The 13,231-nt window shown below is 40.6% G+C and carries 15 protein-coding genes, 1 pseudogene and 1 other annotated feature; of the genes and pseudogenes, 3 read left to right on the top strand and 13 right to left on the bottom strand.

Features of this window, described 5'->3' with window-relative positions:
- Positions 1–50: 50 nt before the first annotated feature.
- The 6 genes from proC to HMPREF2628_RS09000 all read right to left on the bottom strand — a co-directional run bounded on the left by proC (position 51) and on the right by HMPREF2628_RS09000 (position 5,589).
- The gene (proC, locus tag HMPREF2628_RS09025) at positions 51–848 is read right to left on the bottom strand and encodes a pyrroline-5-carboxylate reductase (protein WP_070842952.1); all 798 of its coding nucleotides are present in this window, start codon (positions 846–848) and stop codon (positions 51–53) included.
- Positions 849–851: 3 nt separating this feature from the next.
- Complete coding sequence (locus tag HMPREF2628_RS09020) at positions 852–2,114, bottom strand: glutamate-5-semialdehyde dehydrogenase (protein WP_070842951.1); 1,263 nt, start codon at positions 2,112–2,114, stop codon at positions 852–854.
- A 9-nt stretch (positions 2,115–2,123) separates the two neighbouring features.
- Positions 2,124–3,233: a glutamate 5-kinase gene (proB, locus tag HMPREF2628_RS09015; protein WP_070842950.1), complete on the bottom strand. Its 1,110-nt coding sequence runs from the start codon at positions 3,231–3,233 to the stop codon at positions 2,124–2,126.
- Positions 3,234–3,342: 109 nt separating this feature from the next.
- Positions 3,343–4,233 carry an RluA family pseudouridine synthase gene (locus HMPREF2628_RS09010; protein ID WP_070842949.1) on the bottom strand — a complete coding sequence of 297 codons (891 nt, stop codon included), beginning with the start codon at positions 4,231–4,233 and terminating at the stop codon, positions 3,343–3,345.
- Positions 4,223–4,684 carry a signal peptidase II gene (gene lspA / locus HMPREF2628_RS09005; RefSeq protein ID WP_070842948.1) on the bottom strand — a complete coding sequence of 154 codons (462 nt, stop codon included), beginning with the start codon at positions 4,682–4,684 and terminating at the stop codon, positions 4,223–4,225. The genes HMPREF2628_RS09010 and lspA overlap by 11 nt, the downstream gene beginning before the upstream one ends.
- The gene (locus HMPREF2628_RS09000; RefSeq protein WP_001025697.1) at positions 4,681–5,589 is read right to left on the bottom strand and encodes a LysR family transcriptional regulator; all 909 of its coding nucleotides are present in this window, start codon (positions 5,587–5,589) and stop codon (positions 4,681–4,683) included. The genes lspA and HMPREF2628_RS09000 overlap by 4 nt, the downstream gene beginning before the upstream one ends.
- Between HMPREF2628_RS09000 and HMPREF2628_RS11290 the strand changes: the two are divergent.
- Positions 5,582–5,656, top strand: a pseudogene (locus tag HMPREF2628_RS11290) (AraC family transcriptional regulator); the annotation flags it as partial. The gene HMPREF2628_RS09000 and the pseudogene HMPREF2628_RS11290 sit on opposite strands and share 8 nt — an antisense overlap.
- Positions 5,657–5,831: 175 nt before the next feature.
- Here the strand turns inward: HMPREF2628_RS11290 and HMPREF2628_RS08995 are convergent.
- The 5 genes from HMPREF2628_RS08995 to HMPREF2628_RS08975 all read right to left on the bottom strand — a co-directional run bounded on the left by HMPREF2628_RS08995 (position 5,832) and on the right by HMPREF2628_RS08975 (position 8,428).
- Positions 5,832–6,242, bottom strand: coding sequence for a DUF5301 domain-containing protein (locus HMPREF2628_RS08995; protein ID WP_070842947.1), 411 nt, complete (start codon positions 6,240–6,242; stop codon positions 5,832–5,834).
- A 326-nt stretch (positions 6,243–6,568) separates the two neighbouring features.
- Positions 6,569–6,862: a 50S ribosomal protein L27 gene (rpmA, locus tag HMPREF2628_RS08990; RefSeq protein ID WP_000916509.1), complete on the bottom strand. Its 294-nt coding sequence runs from the start codon at positions 6,860–6,862 to the stop codon at positions 6,569–6,571.
- Positions 6,863–6,878: 16 nt separating this feature from the next.
- Positions 6,879–7,223 carry a ribosomal-processing cysteine protease Prp gene (locus HMPREF2628_RS08985; RefSeq protein WP_000613699.1) on the bottom strand — a complete coding sequence of 115 codons (345 nt, stop codon included), beginning with the start codon at positions 7,221–7,223 and terminating at the stop codon, positions 6,879–6,881.
- 15 nt (positions 7,224–7,238) lie between these two features.
- A complete protein-coding gene (rplU, locus tag HMPREF2628_RS08980; RefSeq protein WP_000109141.1) occupies positions 7,239–7,553 on the bottom strand; it encodes a 50S ribosomal protein L21 in 315 nt (104 codons plus the stop codon).
- A 36-nt stretch (positions 7,554–7,589) separates the two neighbouring features.
- Positions 7,590–7,677: a sequence feature (ribosomal protein L21 leader region), on the bottom strand.
- A 58-nt stretch (positions 7,678–7,735) separates the two neighbouring features.
- A complete protein-coding gene (locus HMPREF2628_RS08975) occupies positions 7,736–8,428 on the bottom strand; it encodes a YoaK family protein (RefSeq protein WP_070842946.1) in 693 nt (230 codons plus the stop codon).
- 153 nt (positions 8,429–8,581) lie between these two features.
- Here HMPREF2628_RS08975 and HMPREF2628_RS08970 point away from each other — a divergent pair, with 153 nt between their 5' ends.
- Together HMPREF2628_RS08970 and HMPREF2628_RS08965 are read left to right on the top strand one after the other, a co-directional pair.
- On the top strand, positions 8,582–9,559 hold the full coding sequence (locus tag HMPREF2628_RS08970) for a Gfo/Idh/MocA family protein (RefSeq protein WP_070842945.1): 978 nt from the start codon (positions 8,582–8,584) through the stop codon (positions 9,557–9,559).
- Positions 9,556–10,638, top strand: coding sequence for a DEAD/DEAH box helicase (locus HMPREF2628_RS08965; protein WP_070842944.1), 1,083 nt, complete (start codon positions 9,556–9,558; stop codon positions 10,636–10,638). Before HMPREF2628_RS08970 ends, HMPREF2628_RS08965 begins: the two co-directional genes overlap by 4 nt.
- A gap of 173 nt (positions 10,639–10,811) precedes the next feature.
- On the opposite strand, the gene HMPREF2628_RS08960 is transcribed toward HMPREF2628_RS08965, so the two are convergent.
- Both HMPREF2628_RS08960 and HMPREF2628_RS08955 read right to left on the bottom strand, forming a co-directional pair.
- A complete protein-coding gene (locus HMPREF2628_RS08960) occupies positions 10,812–12,575 on the bottom strand; it encodes a glycerophosphoryl diester phosphodiesterase membrane domain-containing protein (RefSeq protein WP_070842943.1) in 1,764 nt (587 codons plus the stop codon).
- A gap of 8 nt (positions 12,576–12,583) precedes the next feature.
- Positions 12,584–13,174, bottom strand: a complete 591-nt coding sequence (locus HMPREF2628_RS08955; protein ID WP_070842942.1) for a 3'-5' exonuclease — start codon at positions 13,172–13,174, stop codon at positions 12,584–12,586.
- Positions 13,175–13,231 lie beyond the last annotated feature (57 nt).

Here is a 13,231-nt window from a genome sequence, read left to right as displayed (position 1 = left end):
TTTTGTCTTCGCATTTCAACCACCATAAAAGAGGCAGACAAATCCACCTCTTATTTACCTAGTTCTTGTGTTCTTTTATAGGATTTATGAACTGCATCCATGACCGTTCCTCGAAAAGCATGCGCTTCTAGGCTCGCTACACCAGCGATAGTCGAACCGCCTGGGCTACAAACTTGGTCTTTCAATACTCCAGGATGTTGCTGACTTTCAAGGATCAATTGACCAGCTCCTACCACAGTTTGAGCCGCCATTTTCAATGCTGTCTCTCGTGGCAATCCAGTCTGAACACCTGCATCTGCCAAGGCCTCAATAAAGAGATAGACAAAGGCTGGTCCACAGCCTGCAAGACCTGTCGCTGCGTCGATTAAGCCTTCTCCTAGTTCAACCAATAGACCAGCCTTATTTAAAAGCTGACAAAAGAGCTCACTGTCCTCAACCCTGCAATTAGGAGACAAGGCATAACTAATCACTCCTTGTCCGATAGAAGCAGGGGTATTTGGCATCATACGAATAATTCGGTGTTGACTTGGGATAAGACTTGCTAGTTTTTCTAAAGTCAATCCAGCTGCCATGGAGATCAAAAGAAGACTCTCTCGTTTTTCAAGAATGGTCTGGTATTGAGAAAGCAGTTCAGAAAACTGAGCAGGCTTAACTCCTAGAAAAATCACATCTGCTTCTGCAAAAATTTCTTCATTGCTGGAAGCCTGACCACCAAAGTTGGCGATGAAAGCATCCACCTTGGCTTGACTACGATTGGCAAGAAGAATGTCATCACCCGTCTTGGCCTGCAAAACAGCCTTGGCCAAACTAGCACCCATATTCCCCAAACCGATAAATCCAATCTTCATCTCTTACTCCCTTATCTGTCCGTCACCAGTAACCACATACTTGTAGCTAGTCAACTCCTTCAAGCCCATTGGACCACGTGCGTGCAGTTTCTGAGTAGAAATCCCCATTTCACAACCAAGACCAAATTGGCCTCCATCTGTGAAACGAGTTGAGGCATTGACATAGACAGCTGCAGAGTCCACTTGATCTGTAAAGTAAGCTGCAGCTTCAGCATTTTCCGTCACAATGGCATCCGAATGATGGGTACTGTGAGCCTCAATATGGGCAACCGCTTCTTCTAAACTGCTCACAACCTTAACAGCAAGGACATAGTCTAAAAACTCGGTGTCAAAGTCTTGTGCTTCAGCTGCGTGACCTGAAACAAACTGGATTGCTTGGCTATCGAGTCGGAATTGAATTGGTTCCAACCCAGCTTCTTTTCGATCTGCAACCAGCACTTGCTCCAAGCGAGGAAGGAAGCTTGCTGCCTTGTCTTCATGAACAAGTAGAACCTCCATGGCATTGCAGACAGAAGGACGACTAGTTTTAGCATTGTTGATAATAGATAAAGCTTTATCTTCATCTGCGTCCTTATCGACATAAACATGAACAATCCCAGTTCCTGTCTCGATAACTGGTACGATAGCATTCTCAACCACGGCATTGATCAAGCCAGCCCCTCCACGAGGAATGAGAAGGTCTAGATAGCCCTTGGCCTTCATCATGGCATAGCTACTTTCACGGCTGGTATCTTCCACCAGTTGAATCACATCTGGGTGAATAGTAGTCGTTTCCAAGCCCTTCTTCAAGGCTGTGACAATGGCATGGGCAGTTTGATAGGCATCCTTCCCACTACGAAGAACAACCGCATTTCCACTCTTGAGAGCCAAAGCAGCTGCGTCTGACGTCACATTTGGACGACTTTCATAGATAATACCGATAACACCCATAGCCACACGTTTTTTGGTGATAACCAAGCCATTTTCAAGATGACTTGTTTCTAAAACTTCACCTATTGGATCTGGTAAGGCAACCACTTCACGAATCCCAGTTGCCATTGCTTCTATACGCCCTGCATCCAAATAAAGACGATCCAGCATCACATCTGAGATTTTACCCTTAGCAGCTTCCATATCGAGGGCATTGGCCGCTAAAATTTCCTCAGTAGCAGCCACTAAGTGATCAGCCATGGCTAGCAGAGCTTGGTTTTTCACGACTTCACTGGCTGTGTTGATTGATTTTTTAACGGCCTGTACCTGTTCAAATTGTTCTTGTGTACTTACCATAGTTTACCTCTAAAATTCTGTAAAGAGTAGTTGGATTTCAGGAGTAATGGAAATCCAATCGTCACGGTGAATCAAGACCCCCTTGGCTTTTTGAGAACGCAACATATCCTCCAAAGCAGATGCTCCAAATTGCACACGTCCTTTTCCAAGTGATTTTCCACTTTCCTTGTCAAATACTGTCACGATATCACCGTAAGAAAAGGCTCCTTCTGCTTCAACAATACCAGATAAGAGAAGACTCTTTCCGTGTTGAGAGAGAGCTTCTGCAGCTCCTTTATCAACCCAAATAGAACCTTGGCTCTGAGCATAGAAGGCCAGCCATTGTTTCTGGGTACGAAGTCCCTTCTCTTGAGCAACAAAGTAGGAACCATCCTTGGTCTCCTCAGCTGCTTCAATCATGGCATCTGTCTTCAAAGATGAGCAGATATAAACAGGAACTCCTGATTCCGTCGCAATAGTCGCTGCTTTGATTTTGGTTAACATGCCCCCAGTTCCGTTTGAAGAACCTGCTCCACCGGCCATATCAATAATCTCACGATTGATGGTCTCGATTCGCTCCAAGCGTTTGGCTCTTGGATCTGAATTAGGATTTCCTGTATAGAGACCGTCGACGTCTGTCAAGAGAACCAAAAGGTCTGCTTGGACCATGGCCGCTACCTGGGCACTTAGAGTATCATTGTCCCCAACCTTGAGCTCATCAATAACGACACTGTCATTCTCATTGATGATAGGAATCGCGCCACGGCTAAGTAAAACTGACAAAGCCTGATGGGCATTTTTATAACGGCGCTTATCTACAAAATCATCCTGAGTCAGCAAGATTTGTGCAGAAACGATTTGGCGCAAGAGAAGATTGGTCGTGTATTCTTCCAACAAGAGCCCTTGCCCTACCGCTGCTGAAGCCTGTTTATCAGCAATCTTAGTCGGACGCTTTTTAAATCCTAAGGCCCCAAAACCAGCCGCAATGGCACCTGACGACACCAAAATCAATTCATGACCAGCCTCGTGCAGCATAGCCAACTGCTGGGTAATAGCCTTTACCTTACTACGTGATAAACTTCCATCCTCATTCGTCAGAGAAGAAGTCCCCACCTTAAAGACAATCCGTTTGTATTTCATAGTCTCACTCCGATTCTTCATATTTATCCATTATAACATGAATGGCAGGAAATAGAAAAGAGTTGATAGGAAAAAGGTCGAGACAAGTCATCTCAACCTTTTATCACGTCTAATTCTTTCTCAATCTCTCCAATGTTTCCTTAAAAATCTCTGGAATATCTGCTGTAAATTCCATGGTCTCACCTGTTCTCGGATGGGTAAAACCTAAAGTCTTGGCATGAAGAAATTGTCCATTTCCTTTCAAAGTCTTGCGAGGACCATAGACTTCATCACCAGCGACTGGATGACCAATATAAGCCATGTGAACACGGATTTGATGGGTGCGGCCTGTTTCCAACTGCAGCTCCACTAAACTATAATCACCAAAGCGTTCCAAAACGTGGAAACGTGTCACTGCAGGCTTCCCTTTAGCAGTCACAGCCTGTTTCTTACGGTCTTTTTCACTACGGCCAATCGGAGCTTCAATGACACCACGATCATTAGGCAGATTTTCATGAACAATCGCCCAATATTTGCGGAGAGACTTTTTATCCTTCAGTTCTTGAGCAAGTGCTAGATGCGCCTCATCGTTTTTAGCAATCATGAGAAGGCCTGACGTATCCTTATCAATACGATGAACAATTCCTGGACGCAGAACCCCATTGATACCCGATAAATCCTTAATATGGTACATAAGGGCATTTACCAGAGTTCCACTAATATGACCAGCACTCGGATGCACAACCATTCCTTGAGGCTTGTTAACGACGGCCACATCCTCATCTTGGTAGATGATATCTAGCGGAAGATTCTCAGGCACATACTCTAAAACCTCTGGTTCTGGCACATGGTAAGTGACGATATCGCCCTCTTGGACAGTGTATTTAGCTTTCTTGACTTGGCCATTGACCAAGACCTGGCCTGATTTGATTTGTTCATTCGCGAGACTGCGTGATAATTCTGTCAAATCCGACAAAGCCTTATCTAAACGCAGGCCACCAGTTTCAATTTTAATTTCCATTTATTTCCTCTTTTAACATTGCAATCAATAAAATAATCACTCCAACAGTCAGATAGCTATCTGCCACATTGAAAATTGCAAAATTGATAAAGTCCATATGAAACATATCCACAACAAAGCCCTGACTGATCCTGTCAATAAAGTTTCCAAGACCACCTGCAATAATCAAGGTCAAACCCAAGACCATCCAGAGTGAGTCCTCCATGTGTTTATGTAGATACCAAATGGCCCCTACCACGACAACCAGGGTAATGACAGCGAATAACAACTGCTGATCTTGTAAGATAGAAAAGGCTGCACCTCGATTTTGCAGGTAGGTCAAGCTAACGAAATTGGGAATCCAAGAGCGTACTTCACCCAGTGGAATCTGCTGGACGATATAGGATTTTACCAACTGATCAAGCCCAATCAAAAGTAGTACAATGACTGCCACTATTCCTCTTTTTTTCATGATTTCCTCTTCTGATTAAAATATTCTTGCATGACTTCTACAAAGAGAGTCCCAGCTTGACTCAGCTCCACTTCTTCACGTTTTACATAGACCATGCGATTATCTAGGTTATCCTTGAGACGAATGACTGTAATCCCATTGACACTGTCACTATCTAAAAATCCGGAACCTGTTGCATAAGCGTCCGTCCGCTCCAAAATACCATTCAAAGTAGCACGGTCTGTCACATTGAACATCTGCGAGCTCGCACTAGTATCAACAAAGTTCTCTGAATAATAAAGGTACTCATCTTTCTCTTGAGTAAAACGAACTGTCGGTAGATCCGCTAAATCCTCCATAACCAATTCCTCTTTCTGAGCCAAAGGATGCCCCTCGCGGAGATAAATATGGGTATGGAAGGAAATCAATTCAATGACCTCCAGACCTAGCTTTTCAACCCGTTGCATAATACCTTTTTTATTTTGATTGTTGAGGTAGATAATCCCAATCTCACTATGCCCTTGCGCTACTTCATCTAAAATTTGAACAGTAGTTGATTCAAAAATACGAAAGTTCTTATAATCAGGATAGCGCTCTGAAAAGGCCGTAATGGTTGGTGGCAAGAAGTCATAGTGCTGACTAGCAATGGAAAATTCATCCTTTTCTTCCTCAGGATTGGCATACTGATTTTGAAAAATATCAAATCCTTTAACCAATTCTTGCGCTTTTTCATAAAATTCCATACCACGACGAGTCAAGAAAGTCCCTGAGCTGGTCCGACGGAAAATCTTAAAGCCCAACTCTTTTTCCAAATCACGAACAGAAATAGACAGACTCGGCTGACTAACATACATCTTTTCAGCAGCTTCACGAAAAGTACCGCTATTCGCAATAGCCACAACATAGCGTAATTGTTGAATGTTCATCTTCTACCCCCAACTTCTTTATCTTTTCATTATACCATATTTTAGAAGTTTTCCAAAAAGGAAAAAAGTCTGGAAATTTTCAAGTCTAAGCGAATACTCTAATACCTCAATACAAGAATTAGAATGATATCCTTTTTCAGTCCTCATTTTATTTCAAACAAATAAAAACAGCAAATCTTGTTGATTTACCGTTTAAAACATGATACAAGAAAACTCTCTAAAAATTTCTTTTATTCTATAAATCAACTAGAATAAGCTTCTTCAACCCTATTCGCTATATCTGGACTTACCTCCCAAATCCCAACATAGGGTTGTTCAATATATTGTTTTTCTTTCATAGTATATAGATAGGCTACACTATCATTTTCTTCATTCTGATGAGAGAATTTGATAATGATGTAATCTTTAACATTTGTCGGTTGATCATTTAAACTTTCTAAAGTTGTGGAGGTGGACTGCTTCTGTATCTCGTCAATCAATTTTGAGATTTCTTCTCTCTTGGTTATAGTTTTAATATCTTCAGAGATTTTTTTCTGCAGGGAAATTACAGAGATCGTTTCAGGTTCAGGAAGAACAAGTTTTTTCTTACTGACACAAGCAGATAAAACAAGAAAAGAGATTGAACAGACTATTATAGTGATAATTTTTTTCATACAGGTTTACATCCTTTCCATATTTCTGCTAGCTTACCAAGATAAAATTATTATATCAAATCTTAGCAATTTTTACAATATCTTATTCCCTTATAACATTCATTACTGTAAAAGGCTCACATTCCACTATTTTATAATTGTATCTAAAAGACAAAGTAGCCGACAAGTTCGCTTCTTACATTGGTTTTTAAAATATGGGTATCAGCGTGGGTATCAAAATAAAAAAATAGGCTCTCCGAAAACTCGGAAAGCCTTAGTTTATGCTACTTCTAGCTTCCTCGCCTTTACATTTCAAGGCTCGGGATAAAAAGGTTCACTGGACCTTTTTATTTAGCGATTGGATAAACAGAAACTTGTTTTTTATCGCGTCCTTTACGTTCAAAGCGTACTACGCCTTCAACTTTAGCGAACAAAGTATCGTCTCCACCACGTCCAACGTTTACACCTGGGTAGATGTGTGTACCACGTTGACGGTAAAGGATTGATCCACCTGTTACAGTTTGTCCGTCAGCTGCTTTAGCTCCAAGACGTTTCGCTTGTGAATCACGTCCGTTTGATGTAGAACCTCCACCTTTTTTGTGGGCGAAAAGTTGCAAGTTGTTAAGAGTCATTTTTAACATAATGTTTTCCTCCGTGTTAGTTTTCTGTGATAACTCTGGTTTGGACGAACTCAGAAGAGTTCTCCGATAAGTTTGCCATACCTAAGAAAAATGATTCAAAGAATAACTGGGTCATTTCTCTCTGGTGTGAAGGAAGATCTTTTGGAATTTCAACCATCAGATAGCCACCTTCATCTTCGTTTAATTCTAGGATTGGTTCATAGCCTGCAAATTTTTCAATAGAATTGATAAAGTTAATGGCAAGCGTAGAAACCGATGCACACACGACATCTAAGCCGTATTCGCCACTCTCGGCGTGTCCAGTAATTTCCGCACTCCTCAGCTCGCCATCTTCGGCTCTCTCAAAGACTGCCTGTATCATGTGTTCTCCTTAAAATTAAGCGTTGATTGCGTTGATGACAACTTTTGTATATGGTTGACGGTGACCTTGTTTACGGTGGCTACCTTTTTTAGGTTTGTACTTGTAAGTAACAACTTTCTTTTGTTTTCCTTGTTTTTCAACAGTTCCAACTACAGTAGCTCCAGCAACAAGTGGAGTTCCGACAACAGTGTTTTCACCACCAACAAGAACAACTTCGTTAAAAGTAACTTCTTGACCAGCTTCAACGTTCAATTTTTCAACGTAAACTGCTTGACCAACTTCAACTTTAACTTGTTTTCCGCCAGTTTTGATAATTGCGTATGTGCTCATTATGCACCTCCTATGATTTTTATGGGTTTCCCCGAATTTTTTGTGAAGACTCGCCTAGCATCGTGGGACGAACCACTTAAACTTGAATAATCAAGCAACGATGTTCGTGCGGTTGCACAGGATCGTGCATAGTCAACTCTTCAAGTATAGCATATCTCCTATTTTCTTACAAGTAATAACACCTAAAATAAAGCTTTTTCTTTTACTTTTTTCCTCCACTTGGCAAAAAGCATGCTGACATAAAAAATACTCATCATAATAGGAACACCAAGAATGGTCTTTTCATGATAGAAAATCGTCAAATAGGCTGAAAAGACAACACCAAGGACAAAACTACTAAGCAGGCTTACAAATATGAATCCTTCACGCAAAAAAGGTGTGTGCTTGGTTCGGAAATAATCTCCAAAAGCCAGCATAGTCCGTTTGATATTCCCTGTCATAAAAGCGTTATTATAAGCAATACCCGACACTTCTCCAAAAGCGGTTGTCACCAACCCCATACAAAAGGCCAAGGGCGGTACTAAATAGATATTATCTACAGTCTGTGGTACAAAACCAATAATGATTGATAGGATTGCCAAAGGAATCAAGGACAGAATGGGCTTTTTCACAATTCTCAATTTTTCCTTATAAATCGTTAGTAAAAAGACCCCCATCATAAAAGCTAGCAAGGTCATTACTTTGGCACTAGCATCTGAAACATTGTGTTGAATGAGCCCCACTGATAGAAAGACGACATTTCCAGTTTGTCCAGCTACAAGAGTATTCCCTCGGACAATAAAAGTATAGGCATCTACATATCCTGCACAAAAAGTCAAAAAAAGCGCTAGCCTCTTAGACTGACGTGATATTTTTCTTATAGGTAGTAACCTCATTTTTCCTCCTATTTCATTTACTCATCTCACTATTGTACCACTTTCTTTGGAAAAGACCTAGTAGCTTATTTGAAATTTTTTACCCTCTGTTGGATAGTCCCGTCTATCTATGTTATAATGAAAGAAGGATTTGAAATCGGAAAAGGAGTAACTATGCTTAAATTAGGTGTCATCGGAACAGGGACTATCAGCCACCACTTCATAGAAGCAGCCCATTCCAGTGGAGAGTACAAGCTGGTCGCAGTCTATTCTAGAAAACTAGAAACTGCGGCAACCTTTGCTTCTCGCTATCAAGATATCCAACTCTTTGATCAATTAGAGGACTTCTTCAAGAGCTCCTTTGATGTTGTCTATATTGCTAGTCCAAACTCCTTGCATTTTGCTCAGGCAAAAGTTGCATTATCTGCTGGAAAACACGTCATTCTTGAAAAGCCAGCTGTCACTCAACCACAAGAATGGCTGGATTTGGTTCAAACAGCTGAGAAAAATCACTGTTTTATCTTCGAAGCAGCTCGTAATTACCACGAAGAAGCTTTTACTACTATCAAAAACTTTTTAGCAGACAAGCAAATTTTAGGGGCAGATTTCAACTATGCCAAGTATTCTTCCAAAATGCCGGACTTGTTAGCTGAACAGACACCAAATGTCTTTTCAGACCGTTTTGCTGGTGGAGCGCTTATGGATTTGGGGATCTATCCTCTCTACGCTGCCGTTCGTCTCTTTGGAAAAGCTCAAGACGCGACCTATCAGGCTCAACAACTTGACAATAGCATGGACCTGAATGGAGACGGAATCCTCTTATACCCTGACTTTCAAATTCATATAAAAGCTGGGAAAAACATCACTTCCAATCTTCCTTGCGAGATTTATACGACAGATGGAACCCTGACTCTCAACACCATCGAACATGTCAGCTCGGCTATTTTTACCGACCACCAAGGCAATCAAATCCAACTCCCTATCCAACAGGCTCCTCATACGATGACTGAGGAAGTCGCTGCATTTGCACACATGATCCAGCAACCAGATCTGAATCTCTACCAAACTTGGCTGGAAGATGCAAGTTCAGTTCATGAGCTACTATATACTATGCGCCAGACTGCTGGCATTAGATTTGAGGCAGAAAAATGAAAAACAAACTACCAACTGAATGGCAAGAACTAAGTGACCAACTCGGTTTCCAAGAATTCACTCCCATTCAAACCCAACTATTTGAGCCCCTTCTTGCTGGAGAAAACCTCCTAGGAGTGAGCCCAACAGGAACTGGTAAGACCCTAGCTTACCTTCTACCAAGTCTTCTCAGACTACAAAAGAAAAAAGCGCAGCAACTCTTGATTCTAGCACCAAATACGGAGCTTGCTGGACAGATTTTTGACGTATGTAAAACGTGGTCAGAAGCTATCGGCTTGACTGCCCAACTCTTCTTATCAGGTTCGAGTCAGAAACGCCAGATTGAACGTCTAAAAAAAGGACCAGAAATTCTGATTGGAACTCCTGGCCGTATCTTTGAACTCATTAAATTAAAAAAAATCAAGATGATGAATGTGGAAACCATCATTCTAGATGAATTTGACCAATTGCTCGATGATTCTCAGATACACTTTGTCGAGAAAATTACTCACTACGCACCTCGTGACCACCAACTTGTCTATATGAGTGCGACGACCAAGTTTAACAAAGAAAAAATTGCGCCTAACACACGTACCATTGATCTTTCTGACCAAAAATTGGACAACATCCAACACTTCTACATGCAGGTAGATCAACGTCACAGAGTGGATATGCTACGAAAACTGGCTCATGTGGAGGATTTCCGCGGTCTGGTCTTCTTTAACAGCCTATCAGACCTTGGAAGCGCAGAGGAAAAATTACAGTATCGGGATATCTTGGCTGTTTCCCTCGCTAGTGATGTCAATGTTAAATTTAGAAAAGTTATCTTAGAAAAGTTTAAAGACAAGCAACTAACCCTACTTCTCGCAACAGACCTTCTGGCACGTGGAATTGATATCGATAGTCTAGAATGCGTCGTAAACTTTGATATCCCAAGAGATATCGAAACCTACACTCACCGTGCTGGACGTACTGGCCGTATGGGCAAGGAAGGTTATGTTATCACTCTCGTCACTCATCCAGAAGAAATCAAAAAACTTAAGAAGTTTGCAAGTGTCCGTGAAATTGTCCTAAAAAATCAAGAACTCTATATTAAATAAGCTTGGCGAGAGCCAACCTCTGATTTAAAATAAAATCCTCAGAAGACGAGTTTCTAAGGACCTTATCTCAAGACTGAGCCTAGGCCAATAGTCCCTTATCTCCAAAAAAGCAACGTATTTGCCGTTGCTTTTTTGTGGTTGAGAACTATTTTGTCTCAGGCTCTTTTTGCTTACTAAAAATTAAAGAATTCCATAGCCTGTTTGAAAAGCAAATCAGTATACTCTGGGTCTTCTTGGGCAATAGTAACCTGATTTTGAATCATTTCCAAGTCATCTGTTATCATTCCATCTGCTCCCAAATGAACTGATTTATCAAAGGACTCTGAACTATTGATGGTCCAAACGTACAATTTCTGATCCGTATTCCAAAGCTTGTTGACAAAATTTTCATCTAAAGTTGAATACTCCATGGTATAACCTGTAGCCTTGGTTCTTGGAAAAATACTATTATAAGGTAGGATGAAATAGATTGGAATTTGAGAATCGTAGGCTAAAACCTGATCAATCACATGGTAGTCCAAGGATTGCATTTGGTGACCATTCTGCTTAAGAACCGTTCCATATTTTTCCATAAAGCGTTTCATCATATCTGGGCTATCTTTTCGACTGGTTTTAATCTCAATAAGAAGTTTTTGATGCAATTCATTGGCTTTATTGAGGTAGTCATCAAAACTGGACACCTTGCTATGATAACCATTTTCTGAAATATCGAGTTTGGTTAATTCTTTCAAAGTTAGATCCTGTGGATTGGCATTAACACCAGTCAGATTCTTGATATTGGCATCATGCATCATGACAAACTGGCCATCTTTCGTTTCCTGAACATCTGTCTCAACAAAGTCTGGACTTAGTTGGGCTGTCTTTTCTAAAGATTGAACTGTATTCTGCACACCATTCTTATTGGATACTCCCCTGTGAGAGATAATTAAAGGTTTATTGGCAACTGGAGCTTCCAAATAAACATAACCCTCAAGAGCGAAAAAGATACAAGCACAGCCCATCACTCCCCATCTCATCCAGTGATCTTTCTTTCTCCTTGGTGTGATCTCTAGTTCTTCTCCTGTTAGGAAGGAAACAAACTTAATGAGAAAATAAGTCAAGGCTATGTAGTGGAAATTCTTAATCAAGACAAAGTTGATAATTCCCAGCACAAGAGATTCCTTATGGGTCAAACCATCCATCAGCACTTGACTTGCTAGGATTGGAATCAACAGAAGAATGAAAAATAGGTAGGTTTTGACGACAATCCAAAGCAAGTTCCAAGTATAAAACCAGGAGTGCTTTCTTGTCTTCTCTAGACTGTATCTGACCGCTTCTTTGACTGTTTTTTTCTCAAATAAAAGCTGAGGGAGGGCAAACATCAACCGTACTGAAATGTAAAATAGCAGTAAAGCCAGAATAGTAACCACTATACCTACTAGCCAATACTTGTCTTCCACATAATCAACGATAAAGTCCGGAATGACAATTTTATTTAGGTAATAAATCTTTAAAATCTTTCGAATCAATGGAAAGAGCATCATGACATAAAAGAAGATAAAGGCTATCTTGGCAAACGTCACTTGCTTCATAAACAAGAAACTTTGATGAAAGACCTTGCGACTGTACTCTAGCAAGGTTCTCTTTTCATGACATAATAAATGACGAGCACCGATAAAGAGAAGTCCTATCTGGTAATAGGCGACCAATAGATTAACAATTACCAGAACAAATAAAGCAAGACTAATAAAGGGTGAACCCGTTATAATGGCAAAAATATTGTTATAGGAAAGAAAGAGATAGCCTGTCTGACGGAGCAAAAGTCCAGCAATCCAAGAATTTGATGGTAACCAGACAAACTCAATCATCATGAAAGTCAAGAAAAATAGAAAGAGTATTTTATCTAGATTAAAGTATATCTGCTTAAAACCTAGATTTTTAGGTTTTTCAGGTTTCATAGGCACTCCTAGTCAAATAATTGTGACAAATCCAAGCCTCCAAAAGGATTGTTTGATAGGCTACTTTCTGTCTCTAACAATTCTCTAGCCTGGTCTGACTCTAGGAAGGACTCGTAAACACGCGCCGTCATCCGTGCATCCTCTAGACTATTATGAGACTGACCTTGAAATCCAAGAAATGAGGCAACAGTTTGCAATTTGAGATTGGCAATACCGTGTAAATCCGAACTCCGACGTTCAAAAGCTTCATCATACAAGTCCACCTTATACTGCTGACTGTAGTCTAAACCATGATCCGCTAAAATAGGTAGATCACTTTTAGCAGCATTGTAGCCAACCATGGGTAAAGAACCCACAAACTCTTGGAAATCTTTTATAACTTTCTCCACTGGAGGAGCATCTTTTAAGGTTTCAGCTGTAATTCCAGTCAAACCATTGATAAAACTTTTTAGAGGTACACTGGTATGGACATAGGAATCATAGGCATCTATTTCCTGACCATCACTAAAATGCACTGCCGATACTTGAATCAAGTGTGTTTGCCCTTCATGCTGATTAAATTCTAAGTCAAAAGCAATGTAATCTTCTAATCGTTCCATTTTCTACCTCTCCTATACTGTTATTTTATACTCTTCGAAAATCAAATTCAAACCACG

It is taken from the genome of Streptococcus sp. HMSC063B03 (genome assembly GCF_001836965.1).
Lineage (GTDB): Bacteria > Bacillota > Bacilli > Lactobacillales > Streptococcaceae > Streptococcus > Streptococcus pneumoniae_F.
This window is presented reverse-complemented; position numbering and strand designations above follow the sequence as displayed.

Coding starts and splice junctions, on each gene's coding strand:
- proC (WP_070842952.1), bottom strand. CDS start 848: ATGAAGATTGGATTTATCGGTTTGGGGAATATGGGTGCTAGTTTGGCC.
- HMPREF2628_RS09020 (WP_070842951.1), bottom strand. CDS start 2,114: ATGGTAAGTACACAAGAACAATTTGAACAGGTACAGGCCGTTAAAAAA.
- proB (WP_070842950.1), bottom strand. CDS start 3,233: ATGAAATACAAACGGATTGTCTTTAAGGTGGGGACTTCTTCTCTGACG.
- HMPREF2628_RS09010 (WP_070842949.1), bottom strand. CDS start 4,233: ATGGAAATTAAAATTGAAACTGGTGGCCTGCGTTTAGATAAGGCTTTG.
- lspA (WP_070842948.1), bottom strand. CDS start 4,684: ATGAAAAAAAGAGGAATAGTGGCAGTCATTGTACTACTTTTGATTGGG.
- HMPREF2628_RS09000 (WP_001025697.1), bottom strand. CDS start 5,589: ATGAACATTCAACAATTACGCTATGTTGTGGCTATTGCGAATAGCGGT.
- HMPREF2628_RS08995 (WP_070842947.1), bottom strand. CDS start 6,242: ATGAAAAAAATTATCACTATAATAGTCTGTTCAATCTCTTTTCTTGTT.
- rpmA (WP_000916509.1), bottom strand. CDS start 6,862: ATGTTAAAAATGACTCTTAACAACTTGCAACTTTTCGCCCACAAAAAA.
- HMPREF2628_RS08985 (WP_000613699.1), bottom strand. CDS start 7,223: ATGATACAGGCAGTCTTTGAGAGAGCCGAAGATGGCGAGCTGAGGAGT.
- rplU (WP_000109141.1), bottom strand. CDS start 7,553: ATGAGCACATACGCAATTATCAAAACTGGCGGAAAACAAGTTAAAGTT.
- HMPREF2628_RS08975 (WP_070842946.1), bottom strand. CDS start 8,428: ATGAGGTTACTACCTATAAGAAAAATATCACGTCAGTCTAAGAGGCTA.
- HMPREF2628_RS08970 (WP_070842945.1), top strand. CDS start 8,582: ATGCTTAAATTAGGTGTCATCGGAACAGGGACTATCAGCCACCACTTC.
- HMPREF2628_RS08965 (WP_070842944.1), top strand. CDS start 9,556: ATGAAAAACAAACTACCAACTGAATGGCAAGAACTAAGTGACCAACTC.
- HMPREF2628_RS08960 (WP_070842943.1), bottom strand. CDS start 12,575: ATGAAACCTGAAAAACCTAAAAATCTAGGTTTTAAGCAGATATACTTT.
- HMPREF2628_RS08955 (WP_070842942.1), bottom strand. CDS start 13,174: ATGGAACGATTAGAAGATTACATTGCTTTTGACTTAGAATTTAATCAG.